Origin of the sequence: Herminiimonas fonticola, assembly GCF_040395855.1 — a bacterium.
Classification (GTDB): Bacteria; Pseudomonadota; Gammaproteobacteria; order Burkholderiales; family Burkholderiaceae_D; genus Oxalicibacterium; species Oxalicibacterium fonticola_A.
On the sequence record NZ_JBEBPO010000008.1, the window covers coordinates 1 to 15516 of the forward strand.

Annotated in this window: 13 protein-coding genes and 1 riboswitch; of the genes, 11 read left to right on the top strand and 2 right to left on the bottom strand. The window is 53.9% G+C overall.

The window, feature by feature from the left end:
* Nucleotides 1–54: 54 nt before the first annotated feature.
* Together ABWP27_RS02270 and ABWP27_RS02275 are read left to right on the top strand one after the other, a co-directional pair.
* Nucleotides 55–492, top strand: coding sequence for an antitoxin Xre-like helix-turn-helix domain-containing protein (locus tag ABWP27_RS02270; RefSeq protein ID WP_353152981.1), 438 nt, complete (start codon nt 55–57; stop codon nt 490–492).
* Complete coding sequence (locus tag ABWP27_RS02275) at nt 492–1181, top strand: RES family NAD+ phosphorylase (RefSeq protein ID WP_353152983.1); 690 nt, start codon at nt 492–494, stop codon at nt 1179–1181. Before ABWP27_RS02270 ends, ABWP27_RS02275 begins: the two co-directional genes overlap by 1 nt.
* Before the next feature lie 25 nt (nt 1182–1206).
* Here the strand turns inward: ABWP27_RS02275 and ABWP27_RS02280 are convergent, their stop codons facing one another.
* Nucleotides 1207–1491, bottom strand: a complete 285-nt coding sequence (locus ABWP27_RS02280; RefSeq protein ID WP_353152985.1) for a hypothetical protein — start codon at nt 1489–1491, stop codon at nt 1207–1209.
* 310 nt (nt 1492–1801) lie between these two features.
* Here ABWP27_RS02280 and ABWP27_RS02285 point away from each other — a divergent pair, with 310 nt between their 5' ends.
* From ABWP27_RS02285 to ABWP27_RS02305, 5 genes are all read left to right on the top strand, one after another.
* Nucleotides 1802–2815: an adenosine deaminase gene (locus ABWP27_RS02285; protein WP_353152987.1), complete on the top strand. Its 1014-nt coding sequence runs from the start codon at nt 1802–1804 to the stop codon at nt 2813–2815.
* Nucleotides 2816–2964: 149 nt separating this feature from the next.
* Nucleotides 2965–5466 carry an ABC transporter permease gene (locus tag ABWP27_RS02290; protein ID WP_353152989.1) on the top strand — a complete coding sequence of 834 codons (2502 nt, stop codon included), beginning with the start codon at nt 2965–2967 and terminating at the stop codon, nt 5464–5466.
* A 75-nt stretch (nt 5467–5541) separates the two neighbouring features.
* A complete protein-coding gene (locus ABWP27_RS02295; protein WP_353152991.1) occupies nt 5542–5943 on the top strand; it encodes a group II truncated hemoglobin in 402 nt (133 codons plus the stop codon).
* 62 nt (nt 5944–6005) lie between these two features.
* Complete coding sequence (locus tag ABWP27_RS02300; RefSeq protein ID WP_353152993.1) at nt 6006–7475, top strand: DNA recombination protein RmuC; 1470 nt, start codon at nt 6006–6008, stop codon at nt 7473–7475.
* A 96-nt stretch (nt 7476–7571) separates the two neighbouring features.
* Nucleotides 7572–7746, top strand: a riboswitch (FMN riboswitch).
* Nucleotides 7747–7845: 99 nt separating this feature from the next.
* Nucleotides 7846–8349 (top strand): 6,7-dimethyl-8-ribityllumazine synthase, encoded by a 504-nt coding sequence (locus ABWP27_RS02305; RefSeq protein ID WP_353152995.1) that lies wholly within the window; start codon nt 7846–7848, stop codon nt 8347–8349.
* A 118-nt stretch (nt 8350–8467) separates the two neighbouring features.
* On the opposite strand, the gene ABWP27_RS02310 is transcribed toward ABWP27_RS02305, so the two are convergent.
* Entirely contained in the window at nt 8468–11401 is a 2934-nt protein-coding gene (locus ABWP27_RS02310; RefSeq protein WP_353152997.1) for an Rne/Rng family ribonuclease, read from the bottom strand.
* Nucleotides 11402–12102: 701 nt separating this feature from the next.
* Between ABWP27_RS02310 and ABWP27_RS02315 the strand changes: the two genes are divergently transcribed.
* The 4 genes from ABWP27_RS02315 (at nt 12103) to ABWP27_RS02330 (ending at nt 15271) form a co-directional block, all read left to right on the top strand.
* Nucleotides 12103–13122: an RluA family pseudouridine synthase gene (locus ABWP27_RS02315; protein ID WP_502905309.1), complete on the top strand. Its 1020-nt coding sequence runs from the start codon at nt 12103–12105 to the stop codon at nt 13120–13122.
* Between the two features lie 72 nt (nt 13123–13194).
* A complete protein-coding gene (locus ABWP27_RS02320) occupies nt 13195–13854 on the top strand; it encodes an HAD-IA family hydrolase (protein ID WP_353153001.1) in 660 nt (219 codons plus the stop codon).
* A gap of 6 nt (nt 13855–13860) precedes the next feature.
* Nucleotides 13861–14232: a Rieske (2Fe-2S) protein gene (locus tag ABWP27_RS02325; RefSeq protein WP_353153003.1), complete on the top strand. Its 372-nt coding sequence runs from the start codon at nt 13861–13863 to the stop codon at nt 14230–14232.
* Nucleotides 14233–14260: 28 nt separating this feature from the next.
* On the top strand, nt 14261–15271 hold the full coding sequence (locus ABWP27_RS02330) for a S49 family peptidase (protein ID WP_353153004.1): 1011 nt from the start codon (nt 14261–14263) through the stop codon (nt 15269–15271).
* Nucleotides 15272–15516 lie beyond the last annotated feature (245 nt).

Consider the following 15516-nt stretch of genomic DNA (forward strand, 5'->3'; position numbering starts at 1 on the left):
TTATGCTTGAATTTCCTGAAATGGAGTATATTATGTCCATAAACGGAGAAAATAATGAGCGCCGCTTACACCTATCCAAAAAGCCGATTCGAACCAGTCGGTCTGCTTGACTTGAATGTGAAGTCGGAACGGGAACGTTTGTCGCGTTCTGCGCTGAAGGGATTTTTTCGCCTTGCAGAAGCCTGGAAAGTGCGCGATGAAGATGCGCGCGAGTTGCTGGGCGGGCTGTCGAGCAGTGCGTTCTATGAATGGAAAAAGAATCCCGAGCGTGTGCTCGAAGTTGATCGCATTACCCGTATTTCGTATCTGATCGGCATCTACAAGGCCTTGCACATCCTGTACGGCGACAAGCTGGCTGATGAATGGGTGAGCCTGGCCAACAAGAATGTTATTTTTTCCGGACAGGCGCCGCTGGCCTACATGCAGGCGGGTGGCTTGCTGGCGATGCAGACTGTGCGGAAATTACTCGACGCCCGGCGCGGCGGATTGTAATGGCAGTTGCTCTGCCGATAGTGCCCTTGCGCCAGTTCGATACCTGCAGGCTGATTCCATCGCGTTTTGTCGATCGCGAGGATTCGGTGCTGGTGCCGCTCTCCGACAGTAGCGCGCATCTGGCGGATATCTTTGAACTCGATAATGCAACGAATGAAAGACTGATTGCCGAGCACGGACGCGCAAGCGGGATCGGCGTGGACGAGCTGGTATTCGGCGTGCCGAATTTCCGCATGATTAACGCGGCGTTTGCGTATGCGCGGCCGGAAGGCAGTCGCTTCAACAGCGATGAGCGCGGTGCCTGGTATTGCGGTTTCGATATCGAGACTGCGCTCGACGAAATAATTTTCCACAAGACGGTGGAGTATCACGAGATCAATCGTTTCGACGATAGCGTGCGCTATCAGAATCTGCTGGCGGATTTCAACAGTGAATTCCACGATCTGCGCGGTGCTAGCCGTCATGCACAATGTCTGACGCCGGATAGCTATGTCGCTTCGCAGAAACTGGCGGAGCAATTGCTGGAAGAGGGTTCGCTGGGCGTCATTTATCCCAGTGTCCGGCACGCAGGCGGAACCAATCTGGCCTGCTTTCGTCCTGCGCTGGTGGGAAATGTACGGCGCGGCATGGCGTATGAACTTACCTGGTCCGGCACGCCGCATCCCGAAGTCCGGTCCATCGCTGTTTGAATTGTCAAATGCAGCTGGCGAATGGCTAGCTTTCCGGCTTCATTGCCTTGGCAACGTTCTCTTTATTCAGTATCGTGCCCCACGATGCAATACGATAGGTTTCACCGAACTTATGGATGACCATGCCGTATTGCTCGCGCAACTTGTCGACCTCGCTGTCTATCGTGCTCTTGTCGATACCGGTCAGATCATCGATCGCGGTTGCAGTCGGGTGTTCCAGCAAATCGATGGCGGAAGCAAGCACAAATAATCTGCGAGCGTCGTCGTGAGGATACTGCGGTACGCCGAACTGATTCTTGTGGAATGTCATTCGTTTTCCCCTTCCTGCTATTTTTTATCGCCTGCGTTGCGAACACCTTGCTGGTTCATGTTTTCCTGATGTTCGGCAGACGCGATTGGTTTGCCGTATCGTGTTCGCAATTCCCCTTGCGCCATAGAACTGATTCAATACGCGAACGACGGGGATGAGAGCAGGCGTTCCGGTCTCACTATAATACTGACCGGGGTATATGACAAAAATTCCAATTGTTTTTCATCAATGCGAAGAATGCGAGGCTGCATTATTCGTCACGTAGAATAAGACTCTCGTCCGCATCTGCAAACGCAAGGAAAAAACAATCATGAACACGGCCCTGATCGACACGGCAAGGAAAATGCCGAAGGCAGAATTGCATATTCATATCGAGGGTTCGCTTGAACCGGAATTGATTTTTGCATTGGCGCAGCGCAATGCGATCGTGCTGGATTATCCATCGATCGAGGCATTGCGCGCAGCCTACGCATTTACCGATCTGCAATCCTTTCTCGATATCTACTATGCCGGCGCCAGTGTCTTGCAGACCGAGCAGGATTTTTACGATATGACCTGGGCGTATTTGCAGCGTGCACATGCCGATAATGTTTTGCACACGGAATTGTTTTTCGATCCGCAAACACATACGGCGCGCGGTGTGGCGTTTGGCGTAGTCGTCAACGGCATACATCGGGCATTGAGCGATGCCCATGAAAAATGGGATATGAGCGGTGGCCTGATCATGTGCTTCCTGCGCCATTTGTCGGAAGAAGAAGCCTTCGTGACGCTGGAACAGGCATTGCCGTATCGCGACAAGATGATTGGCATCGGCCTTGATTCGTCCGAGCGCGGTCATCCGCCGGAAAAATTTGCGCGTGTCTTTGCGCAATGCAGGGAACTGGGCTTTCATCTGGTGGCGCATGCAGGCGAGGAAGGCCCGTCGGCCTACATTGAAACTGCGCTGGATCTGCTGCAGGTGGAGCGCATCGATCACGGCGTGCGTTGCATTGACGATCCGGTATTGATGCAGCGTCTGGCGCGTGAAAAAATGCCGCTCACGGTTTGCCCATTGTCCAACATCAAGTTGTGCGTGTTTGAAAAAATGTTGCAGCACAATCTGCTGACTTTGCTGGATGCCGGCTTGACGATTACGATCAACTCCGACGATCCGGCGTATTTCGGCGGTTACATGAACGATAATTTTGCTGCGATCGTGGAAGCTCTGCCTGTGCAAAGACATCATCTGCAGCAGCTGGCGCGCAACAGTTTCACGGCCGCTTTCATAGCTCCGGATATCAAACAAAAGTATCTCGCTCAGGTCGATGCGTTTTTTGCGCGTTGAATCTGGTAGGCAAGGATTTTTTCGGTATCGGCGATGCTTGTGCTTTTACGCTAACCTTGTGCGTGCTGGTTTTTTCCTATTGTAATTTCCTGTGTCTGCCTCGCTTCATGACAAGCTGAGTGCAGCAGCTCCAGAAAGCGAATGTCCCGATGTTTGTTCAATCTTTTCGTATGACGCAGCGCGATTGGCGCGCCGGTGAACTGCGCTTCCTGCTGGTGGCGCTGATTGTGGCGGTGGCGGCCTTGTCGTCGGTCGGTTTCTTTGTCGATCGCATGCGCACCGGTTTGAATCAGGATGCACATCAATTGCTGGGCGCGGATATGGTGATCCGCGCGGATGAGCCGATTGCAGCAGCCTTGCGCAATGATGCCAAACAGCGTGGCTTGCAACTGGCCGAGACGGTTGTTTTTCCCAGCATGGCAATTGCCGGCGAGGGCGAGCAAAGCGTGTCCAGGCTGGCATCCATCAAGGCCGTCAGCAATGGCTACCCATTGCGTGGCAAGGTCAAGGTATCGGAGCAGCCGGAGAGCGAGGGTGTCGTCGCCGATTCAATTCCTGCCGCCGGGACGGTGTGGGTCGATGCAGCTATTCTGGATAGCCTGCATGTGGCGGTAGGCAGTCCGCTGAAACTGGGCGACAAGGTGTTCACGATTGCCAAAATCCTGACCTTTGAACCGGATCGCGGTGCCGGTTTCATGAACTTTGCACCGCGCGTGATGTTGTCGCAGGCTGATCTTGCTGCAACCAGCCTGGTGCAGAACGGTTCGCGTGTCACTTATCGCTTGCTGCTAGCAGGCAAGCCGGCCGATGTAAGGGCTTTCGATCAACAGGTGCAGAGCGCCATCGATACGCAGAATATCAAAGGCATGCGTACCGAATCGCTGGAATCCGGGCGGCCGGAAATGCGCGCCACGCTGGAACGCGCCGAGCAGTTTCTGTCGCTGGTGGGTTTGCTGTCGGCCATGCTGGCTGCAGTTGCCGTCGCGATGGCTGCACGCCGCTTCATGGTGCGTCATGTGAATGCCTGCGCGATGCTGCGTTGCCTGGGTATGACGCAAAATCAGGTGACGGCGTTATACCTGATCGAATTTCTTCTGGTTGGCGTGGTAGGCAGCGTGATCGGTGTGCTGATCGGTTTTTCTGCACATTTTGTCTTGATCGAATGGCTGGGCAAACTGGTTACCAAGGAATTGCCGGCGGCCTCATTCGTTCCTGCATTGCAGGCACTGGCAACCGGCTTGCTGCTGTTGATCGGTTTTGCGATTCCACCGATTCTGCAATTGCGCAACGTGCCGCACAATCGCGTGATTCGGCGCGAACAGGAGTTGCCGCAGCCGATGACGGTGGCGACTTATACGCTGGGTTTGCTGACCTTTATCGGCTTGCTGTTGTGGCAGGCCGGGAATGTAAAGCTGGGCCTGCTGACGGCGGTCGGTTTCCTCGGCGGACTTGCAGCTTTTGCCTTGATCAGCTGGCTGGCCTTGAAGTCGCTGCAGTTCTTGCGCGGAGCAATCGCAAATCCGGGTTGGCGCTTTGCAATCACGGCGCTGCAACGCCGCCCTGGCGCAACGGTGGTGCAGGTGGTCGCACTGGCATTGGGCTTGATGGCTTTGCTGCTGCTGACGGTAATACGAGGCGATCTGGTCAGCGCATGGCGCAACGCCACGCCGCCCGATGCACCGAACCGCTTCGTCATCAATATCCAGCCCGATCAGAAAGCGCAGTTTGAAGCACGGCTGGAGCAAAACAATATTGCCGGCAACGATTTGTATCCGATGATACGAGGTCGCTTGCTGGCGATTAACGATGTACCGATTACCGGCGAAACCTTTATTGAAGATCGCGCCAAGCGCCTGGTGGATCGCGAATTCAATTTATCCACCATGCTGGATATACCAGAACAAAATCAAATCACTGCCGGACGCTGGTATGACAATAGCAAGCCGGAAGCTTCGGTCGAGGAAGGTTTGGCAAAGACACTGAAGTTGAAGCTGGGCGATCGCCTGCAGTTCGAGATCGCCGGTGAAACGGTGGATGTGCCTATCACCAGTCTGCGCAAGCTGGAGTGGGGCTCGATGCGGGTGAACTTCTTTGTCATCATCAATCCCGCGACGATGAAAGACATGCCGCAAAGCTGGATCACGGCTTTTCATTTACCGGCAGCGAATGTCGCGTGGGAAAACCAGCTGACGCGTGACTTCCCGAATCTGACGGTGGTTGATATTGGCAGCGTGCTGAAACAGATACAGGAAGTTATTGATCAGGTGGTATCCGCAGTCGAGTTCCTGTTCCTCTTTACGCTGGCATCCGGCATGCTGGTTTTGTACGCTGCGCTGGTCAGTTCGCAGGATGAACGTACACGCGAGGCCGGCCTGTTGCGCGCGCTCGGTGCGACGCGCAAGCAGCTATCACAATCGCAATGGATAGAATTTCTGCTGGTTGGCAGCCTCGCAGGTTTTCTCGCCGCGACCGGCGCGACTGCGGTGGGCTGGAGTCTGGCGCATTTCGTCTTCGACTTCGCCTGGGTGTTCAGCCCTGTTGTGTGGCTGGCGGGTGTGGGCACCGGCGCAGTGTGTGCATTTATTGGAGGCTGGGTCGGCTTGCGGCATGTGCTGAATCAACCGCCGCTGCAAACCTTGCGCGAGGCTTGAAACACCGTATTCAGAGGCGTGTTGTTGAGCCTGCAAGCATGTCGTCCTGCATACCTATGCGTTATCATGCAGGCTATGACTACTGAAGATACTCAACAGCACACTTTGTACGAACTTCTGGACGGCGCGACCGGCCTGCGCGCGCTGGTCGATCGCTTTTACGATCTGATGGATCTGGAACCCGCTTTCGCCGGGATACGCGCGATGCATCCGACGTCTATGGATGGTTCACGCGATAAATTATTCTGGTTCCTGTCAGGCTGGACTGGCGGCCCCAATCTGTTTGTCGAGCGCTTCGGCCATCCGCGCCTGCGTGCGCGTCACTTGCCTTACGCCATTGCCACCGACGAGCGCGATCAATGGTTACGCTGCATGGAAATGGCGATGCAGGATGTCGGTATCGTTCCATCCCTGCAGGAACATCTGCAAAAAGCATTTGCCGAAACTGCCGACTGGATGCGTAACACGCACGGTTAAACAGTCGTGCTTGTGCCATGCATATTCGCGATTTGATTTGCCTTACCCGGACATAAACCTATATGACACAACTGCATTTTATTATCTTGCTGCTGCTTGCAGTCGTCATCATTGCGCTGCAAATCGTCGCGATACTGCGCAATCGCGCCGTCGATATCACGCCGCAACTGACGACCTTGCAAAACGAATTGCAGCGGCACCAGCAACAAGGCAGCGAACGTATCGAACGCGAATTGCGCGAACAGGTGCAATCGACAGCGCAAGCCACACGGCAGGAACTGGGCAGCAATTTCACGCAATTTCAGCAGGCGCTGGCAACCCAATTGACCAGCGTCGCGACCTTGCAAAACAATCAGATCGATTCCTTCGCGCAGCAACTCGCCAAATTGAACGAAGCGAATGCACAGCAACTGGAAGCGATGCGGCAGGCGATTACGCTGCAGGCACAGACCGGCAGGGAAGAGCAGGCAACGGCGCTCAAGCGTTTCGGCGACACTTTGAATCAGACATTGACGACGCTGACGGAATCCAATGCGCAACGCATGGCTGAAGTACGCGCCACGCTGGAAGCCAAGATCAAGGATCTGCAAACTGACAACGGCGCGCGCCTGGAAGAAATGCGCAAGACCGTCGATGAAAAACTGCATGCAACGCTGGAACAGCGTCTGGGCGAATCCTTCAAGCTGGTTTCCGATCGGCTGGAAAAAGTCCATCAAGGCCTGGGCGAAATGCAGCAACTGGCAATTGGCGTTGGTGATCTGAAACGCGTGCTGACCAACGTCAAGACGCGCGGCACCTGGGGCGAAGTACAACTGGAAATGCTGCTGGAACAGGTGTTGACGCCGGACCAGTATGCGAAGAATGTGGAAACGATACCGGGCAGCGGCGCGCGCGTCGAATTCGCGATCAAACTGCCGGGCAACGATGACGGCCAGACGCCGATCTGGATGCCTATCGATGCGAAATTTCCGAAGGAACAATACGAACGTTTGGCTGAAGCAGCCGATCGTGCTGATGCAGATGGCGTACTGTTGGCAGGAAAAGAACTGGAAGCCGTCGTGCGTGGCGAGGCAAAAAAAATCGCCGAGAAATATCTGTCGCCACCTTTGACCACTGATTTCGCCATTCTGTTTTTGCCGACCGAAGGCTTGTATGCAGAAGTCATGCGCAGGCCAGGTCTGGCTGACGATCTGCAGCGCACGCATCGTGTCAGCATTGCCGGCCCATCGACCTTGTCGGCATTGCTGAACAGTCTGCAAATGGGATTCCGCACGCTGGCACTGGAAAAGCGTTCATCGGAAGTGTGGCAGGTATTGGGTGCAGTCAAAACCGAATTCGGTAAATTCGGCGATGTACTGGCTGCGACCAAGGCGACGCTGGAGCGGGCAGCCAAGAACATCGAGCAGGCCGAGACCAGAAGCCGTCAGATGACGCGCAAACTGAAGTCGGTAGAGGCATTGCCAAGCGAGGCTGCACAACAGCTGCTCGGCGTGGATTTGCCGCTGGGTGATTTGCTGGATGATAAAGAGTAGATTTTTGTTCGCTGTCAGCAACATTTTTTGAATCATGATAAATTCACGTCTCACTGATGAAGTGATGCGCTGAGTTTTCAACACAAACCTTCATTAGAACGTTCTCGGGGCGGGGTGAAATTCCCCACCGGCGGTAATGACACGAATTTGTGTCTAGCCCGCGAGCGCTTGCTGGAAGTTCAAGCTGTTTCCTCAGCTTATTTCAACAAGGTCAGCAGACTCGGTGTGATCCCGAGGCCGACGGTCATAGTCCGGATGATAGAGAACGGGATGACTCATTACTCACTGACACTTTGTGGTCACGTGCGTTTGCCATTCCCGCTTGATATTCAAATTGCCCTGTACTTTCATTTGTACACAGGAGCTTTACATGCAACACGCTATCGACATCAAAACAAAATCGGCAACACGTCGTATCGCTTTTATTCAAGCAAGCTGGCACAAGGAAATCGTAGATCAATGTCGTATCGCCTTCGTGGCAGAAATGGCTGTGCGCGGCTATTCGGAAGATGTAATCGATTTCTTTGAAGTTGCCGGCGCATTTGAAATTCCACTGCACGCCAAAGTGCTCGCCAAAAGCGGCCGTTATGCTGCAATCGTCGGCACCGGCCTGGTAGTGGACGGTGGAGTTTATCGTCACGAGTTCGTCTCGCAAGCCGTGATCAGTGGTTTGATGCAGGTGCAACTGGAAACGGAAGTGCCGGTTATTTCCGCTGTGCTGACGCCGCATCATTTCCATTCGCACGATGAACATCAGGGTTTTTTCTTCGATCACTTCCTGGTCAAGGGAAAAGAAGCTGCGCATGCGTGTGCAGATACCATCCAGCGGTTGCAGCAGATCGATGCAATGACGCAGGAGCGTATTGCGGCATAAGTTTTATTTGCCAGTGGTTTTTTTCAGCTACTGGCAGAAGAAAACGAGGAAATAAAAAAGGGAGCCTAGGCTCCCTTTTTTGTGACTGAATATCCTGCCTATGCAGGATGAATCAGTCTTAGCGCTTTGTTTCCATCTGTACCAAAGGCTCAGTCGATTGCGGTGGCAGCGGTTTGCGTTCACGCGGTACGCGTGGAGGCGGAACGAACTTTGCAGCTTCTTCCTGTGCTGCACGCAATTTTTCCGGATTGGTGGACGCCAAAATCAAACCGACACTTTGCAGCACCTGGTCCAGGTCTTCAACTGTACTCGTACGTGTTGCCGGAGCTGCTGCAACAGCAGGTGCTGTAGCAGGAGTAATTGCCGGAGCTGCTTGAGGAGCTGGCGCTGCTGCTGGTGAAGCCTCAGCAACTGGTGCTGTCTCAATAACAGGTGCTGCTGTTACGACCGGTGCTACTTCAACAACCGGAGTTACTTCAGCCACTACAGGTGCAACGGCGACTGGTTCCGACTCGGCAACCGGTGCAGCAGCTTCAACAGCAACGACAGCTGGTGTGGCAACTTCCACTTCTGCCTGACGCATCACTTCTTGCGGAATCAGCGGTGCAGCGATGATTGATGTCAATGCGCTGACTGGTGCTTCGGCTGCAATGACTGTTTCCGCTGCGTGTGTGACTGTTTCCCGAGTTGTTGCGTTGACGGCGGCGGATGCCATTTCCGTTGCACTTGCATGTGCCGTAGCTGGAGTCTGGACCGCTTCATCCTGCGAGGAGTTCTCTTGCAGCGCGGCTACGCCATCTTCATTGCTTTCGTTTTCAGTACCGGATTCGGTAGTGTCACGATCACGACGATTACGGTTGCGACCGCCACGACGACGACGACGACGCGGTTGCTCTTCGCCTTCCACTGCTTCTACCGGAATGCCGTTTGCATCCAGTACGACAGCAACGTTGCCGTTTGCTTCAGCTGCTGGCAGTGTTGTTCTGGCTGGCGCGGTGCCGGCAACTACTGCGCTGACTGGCAACAAAGCTGCATCCTCAGCAACGACTTCCTTGCGGTCTTCGCGTGGTGGACGCGGATTACGCTGGCGTCCTTCATTGCCTTCACGTGGTTCACGCGGTTCGCGTGGCTCACGCGGAGGGCGAGGAGGGCGTGCATTTTGCGTTTCGCTGGCTGCCGGTGCTGCTTTTGTGGCTGCTTCTTCGCGCTCTTCGCCACGCTCACGACCACCACGGCCGCCACGACTGCGATTGCGCTGATTGCGGCCGCCGTCTTTGCGTTCGCCACGCTGGTTGCGCTGATTCTTGTCTTCCTTGGCAGCTTGAACCGGTGCAGCTGTCGGTTGTTCCGAGCTGCCGCTGAAGAAGGCCATGAGTTTCTGGAAGAAGCCTTTTTCGGCGGGGGCGGCTTTTACCGTTTCTGTCAGTTTGCGTTCAACGATAGGTGCCTGATCAGGTGTAATCCCTTTGACCACAGCTTCCTGACGCGGTTTGGCATCTTCCTTCTGACGCTTGCCATAGCTGATGTCGGTGTCGGCTTGTTCGGTCATTGCGTAGCTGGCTTGTGTTTCTTCCAGGCGTGGATCGTCGTGCTTGATGCGTTCGAGTTTGTAGTGCGGCGTTTCCAGATGCTTGTTCGGAATCAGGATGATGGAGACACGATGACGCGTTTCGATCTTCAGGATTTCGCCACGTTTTTCGTTCAGCAGGAAAGCGGCGACGTCGACTGGCGCTTGCACGTGAATCGATGCCGAATTTTCCTTCATTGCTTCTTCCTGGATGATGCGCAGGACTTGCAATGCGGATGATTCGGTATCGCGGATGTGGCCGGTGCCGTTGCAACGCGGGCAAGTCACATGGCTGCCTTCGGACAGCGATGGACGCAGGCGCTGACGCGACAATTCCATCAGGCCGAAACGCGAAATCTTGCCCATCTGGACGCGAGCGCGATCGTAGTGCAGAGCGTCTTTCAGACGTGTTTCGACTTCGCGCTGGTTTTTCGAATTCTCCATATCGATGAAGTCGATGACGATCAGGCCACCCAGATCGCGCAAGCGCAATTGGCGGGCGACTTCTTCAGCGGCTTCACAGTTGGTATGGAATGCAGTGGTTTCGATGTCGCTGCCGCGGGTTGCGCGCGCCGAGTTGACGTCGACGGATACCAGTGCTTCGGTGTGATCGATCACGATCGCGCCACCGGATGGCAAAGGCACGGTACGCGAGTACGCGGTTTCGATCTGATGTTCGATCTGGAAGCGCGAGAACAGCGGCACGTCGTCGCGATAGCGTTTGACGCGATGCACCATGTCCGGCATCACGTGACTCATGAACTGCTGAGCCTGCTCGTAGATGTCGTCAGTATCGATCAGGATTTCGCCGATGTCAGGCTGGAAGTAATCGCGGATGGCGCGGATGACCAGCGACGATTCCTGATAAATCAGGAATGCGCCAGCGCCGGATTGACCAGCGCCTTCAATGGCACGCCACAATTGCATCAGGTAGTTCAAATCCCATTGCAGTTCGTCGACGTTACGACCGATGCCGGCGGTACGTGCAATAACGGACATGCCTTGCGGCAAATCCAGTTTGTCCATGGTTTCGCGCAGTTCCTGGCGATCTTCACCTTCGACGCGACGCGATACACCGCCGCCGCGTGGATTGTTAGGCATCAGAACCAGATAGCGACCAGCCAGCGATACGAATGAAGTCAGTGCCGCGCCTTTGTTGCCGCGCTCTTCCTTCTCGACCTGGACCATGATTTCCTGGCCTTCGCGCAATGCATCCTTGATGGATGCGCTGCGAACATCGACGCCTTCCTTGAAGTAGGTGCGTGCGACTTCTTTAAAGGGGAGGAAACCGTGGCGATCTTCACCGTAGCTGACGAAGCAGGCTTCGAGTGACGGTTCGATACGGGTGATAACACCTTTGTAGATATTGGACTTGCGTTGTTCGCGTCCGGTTGTTTCGATATCGATGTCGATGAGTTTTTGCCCATCAACAATGGCAACGCGCAATTCTTCTTGTTGCGTTGCATTAAATAACATGCGTTTCATGTAAGTGCTCCGTGACCCGAAGGTCGGTTTAATGCCATAGCGTTACCTAAAGACATCAAATGCAGGCAGAAGGCATCTGGCGCGCCGGCGTGAAGCGATGAGCGGCAATAGCATTGTGGCTATCGGGGAACATCGCAGCGAATTGCGGCTCGCTGAGCGTTTCTATCTTGCATTGACGGCAATAAGCGCCATCTACAGCATCAGTACAGGGATGTACGCGGGGCAGGAGTGCTTGGGGAGGGAAATTGCCTTGGTGTGTGATACTTAGCGCAGACGCGCTGTAGTCACAACGGGGCGCGGATGCAGTAAAACGGTTGCCGAATGCTCACTTGATCCGCATCGTGCGCGTCGAATAAATCGAGCGCAACGAACGTTGCAGGTGGTGAACACAGTACTTGAGCCATATAAAACATAGCAGAATCGGCAAACAGTTGAACTACATCAACCAGCGAGCTTTCCCTTAAACGGCGAGCTTGCCGGACTTTATCCTAACAATCCAAACATTCTTGACCAACACCCTTGCGCGTTATCCGATTACAACAACGGTGCAACCTTGACTCGCACAGGGGCGGTGCATACACATCTTTTCCATCGAATTTGCAAATTGGCGAGGCCGATGGAGACGCCCCTGTGTAGAATGTCTTTTTTATTCTTACACCAGCAATGGTTTGTGACCATTGCGAAACGATTATATATTCAAAATGAAGGACTTAGCGAGATTTTCAGGGAAACAGGCTGAAATGCCATTACCCACCCGCTCGTCGCAGGTCCAATCCCAAGTTTCGGTCCAAGTTCAGCTTGTCACCATTTCCGAAGAAGAAGCCGGTCAGCGTATAGATAACTATTTGCTACGCATATGCAAAGGCGTGCCGAAAAGTCACATCTATCGTGTGTTGCGTTCTGGCGAAGTGCGCGTCAATAAAGGCCGTATTGACCAAACCTATCGTTTGGCTGAAGGCGATGTTGTTCGCATCCCGCCTATCCGCATTGCGGAAAAAACACCATCCACTGCGCCAGGTGCGGAATTCAAGATATTGCTTGAAGATAATCATCTGCTGGTGATCGACAAGCCGGCCGGGGTTGCAGTACATGGCGGTTCCGGTGTCAGTTATGGCGTGATCGAACAGTTGCGCGCAGCCCGCCCGGATGCCAAATTTCTGGAGCTGGTGCACCGGCTGGATAGAGATACCTCGGGGGTGCTGGTGCTGGCCAAAAAACGCTCGGCATTGACAAATTTGCATGAACAGATACGTGGCGGAGAGCCGGACAAGCGCTATTTAGTATTGGTGCATGGCGATTGGAAAAACACACGCCAGCATATTAAATTGCCGCTTCATAAATACTCGACGGCGGATGGCGAGCGACGGGTTCGCGTGCAGGCCGACGGCATGGAGTCGCACACGATCTTCAATCTGATTCAGCGTTATGGCGAATTCGCCTTGCTCGAAGCGGAATTGAAAACCGGTCGTACGCATCAGATACGCGTGCATCTGGCATCCAGCGGGTTTGCGATTGCAGGAGATGATAAATACGGTGATTTTGCATTGAATCGCGATCTGCAAAAAGCGGATGGCGAGCGCGTTGCGTTGAAACGCATGTTCCTGCACGCACATCAGATCACCTTCATTCATCCAGAAAGTGGCAAACCAGTGACGCTGAATGCGCCGCTGCCGCCAGAATGCGAACGCTTTCTCAAGAGCTTGAAGAAAACATCCAGCTAATATAAATAGTCACGAGCCAAGTAGGCTCATCGATACCGGAAAAGGAGTTGGCAGCGCGCGCTGTCAGAGGAAATGGCAAGAAAGCAATTTGATCTCATCGTTTTCGATTGGGACGGTACCTTGATGGATAGCACTGCAGTGATCGTCAACTGTATACAAGCAGCAGCCAAGGATCTTGGTTTGCCTATCCCTGACCAAAAGGCGGCGTCGCACGTCATCGGCCTGAGTTTGCAGAATGCAATGGAAGTTGCGTTGCCGGATATTGATCCCAAGTATTATCCGCGCATGGTTGAGCGTTATCGCTATCACTACCTGAATCAGGATGGTGGCCTGGTACTGTTTGATGGCGTGCATGAAATGCTGAACGATCTTTCGCAGCAAGGTTATTTCCTTGCCGTGGCAACCGGGAAGAGTCGTGTCGGTTTGAATCGCGCGCTGAATGCATCCAAATTATTGTCATTGTTTGATGCAACGCGCTGTGCGGATGAAACTTTTTCCAAGCCGCATCCGGCGATGTTGCAGGAACTGACGCGCGAATTGGGACAGGACATGAAACGCACAGTCATGATAGGCGACACTACCCATGATTTGCTGCTGGCGCAGAATGCCGGCGCATCCGGTGTTGCCGTGCATTACGGCGCGCATACACCGGCCGAACTGCAGGCGCTGAATCCGCTCTATGCGGCAAACTCAGTTGCCGAGTTGCATGCATGGCTGGGTACAAACGGGTAATCAGTTTTGACGACGGTGCTTATTCCTATCTGCGACGCCTCCGCTCTTGAAGAGGGCGGTAAAGGAGTGCGTTTTCCCGTGACTGCGGGGGGCGACGATGCCACCGGTTTTGTCGTTCGTTATGGCGGCCTCGCGCGCGGCTATCTGAACCGGTGTGCACATGTCCCGATAGAGCTGGACTGGAATGAAGGTGATTTTTTCGAGTCGAGCGGCTTGTACCTGATCTGCTCCACGCATGGCGCGGTCTATACACCGGAAACCGGGCGCTGCGAGGGCGGACCTTGTCGTGGCCGTAGTTTGCGACGGATAGAAATCATGGAAAAAGATAATCAGGTATTCTGGCAACCGGATGAATACGTAAGACCCGCGCGCGCATAAGCCAGCGTGGAACAAACAAAGTGATGATATGAGTAACGATAGCGATCAATTGAATCAAGCTCCATCGTGGCAGGCCGCAACGCCGGCTGCCGCTGCTCCCAAGAAAGAAGGCTGGGAGCGTGAGGTGCTGGAAAAGCTGGCCTTTGCGACAATCAAGGAACAGCGTGCGCGTCGTCGCTGGGGTATCTTCTTTAAATTCACGACCTTGCTGCTGATTGCGTTCGCCTTGTGGACGAGCTTTGGTCCCAGCGTCAGCGATATGGAAAATGTCGGCCCGCATACTGCCTTGATCAAGATAGACGGCACTATAGAAGCGAAGGGCGCCGGCGATGCGGAAACGGTTATTTCAGCGCTTACCAAGGCGTATGCAGATCCGGGTTCGGTCGGATTGATCCTGCAAATCAACAGTCCGGGCGGTAGTCCGGTGCAGGCAGGCATCATCAATGATGAGATCACGCGCCTGCGCAAGCAATATCCAAAGAAACCTTTGTACGTAGTGGTGAATGAAATTTGCGCTTCCGGCGGGTATTACATTGCTGCCGCCGCCGATCGTATTTATGTCAACAAGGCGAGCATCGTCGGCTCGATCGGCGTGTTGATGGATGGTTTCGGCTTTACCGGTGCGATGGAAAAACTCGGCGTTGAACGGCGTTTGCTGACGGCCGGCGAAAACAAGGGTTTCATGGACCCGTTCAGTCCGCAAACTGAAAAACAGAAAGAATATGCGCAGGGTATGCTGAATGAAATTCATCAGCAATTTATCGATGTCGTGCGCAAAGGCCGTGGCAAACGCCTGAAAGAAACACCGGAAATTTTCTCCGGTTTGTTCTGGAGTGGCGCGAAGTCGGTTGAGCTTGGTTTGGCAGATGGTTTTGGTACTGTTGAAAGCGTGGCACGCGACGAATTCAAAGTGAGCAATATTGTCGATTACACACAGCGCGAAGGCTTGTCTGATCGCGTGCTGCGGAAGTTGGGTGCGGCGGCCGGTGAGTCTGCAGTCAAATCGTTTGCTTCGCAAGCGGCGCCGAGTCTTAAATAATTTTCTCTGCTGGAAGAGTCAAAATTATTTTTGCAGCGCCTTGGAATTGACTTGTAATTTGATTCTGCTGGACTATATTAGAGATGCGTTACCGACATCTGAAGATGTGAATGCAACAACGTATGCAATTGAACAGTTGTAGTCGCTCGCATTTTGGTGACGTGTCGATGTAAAACATGAAGGTCTTTTGACCTCTCCTCATGTCTCCTTCGGAGGCAGGCAAAACGGCGGTGAAACACCGTCGT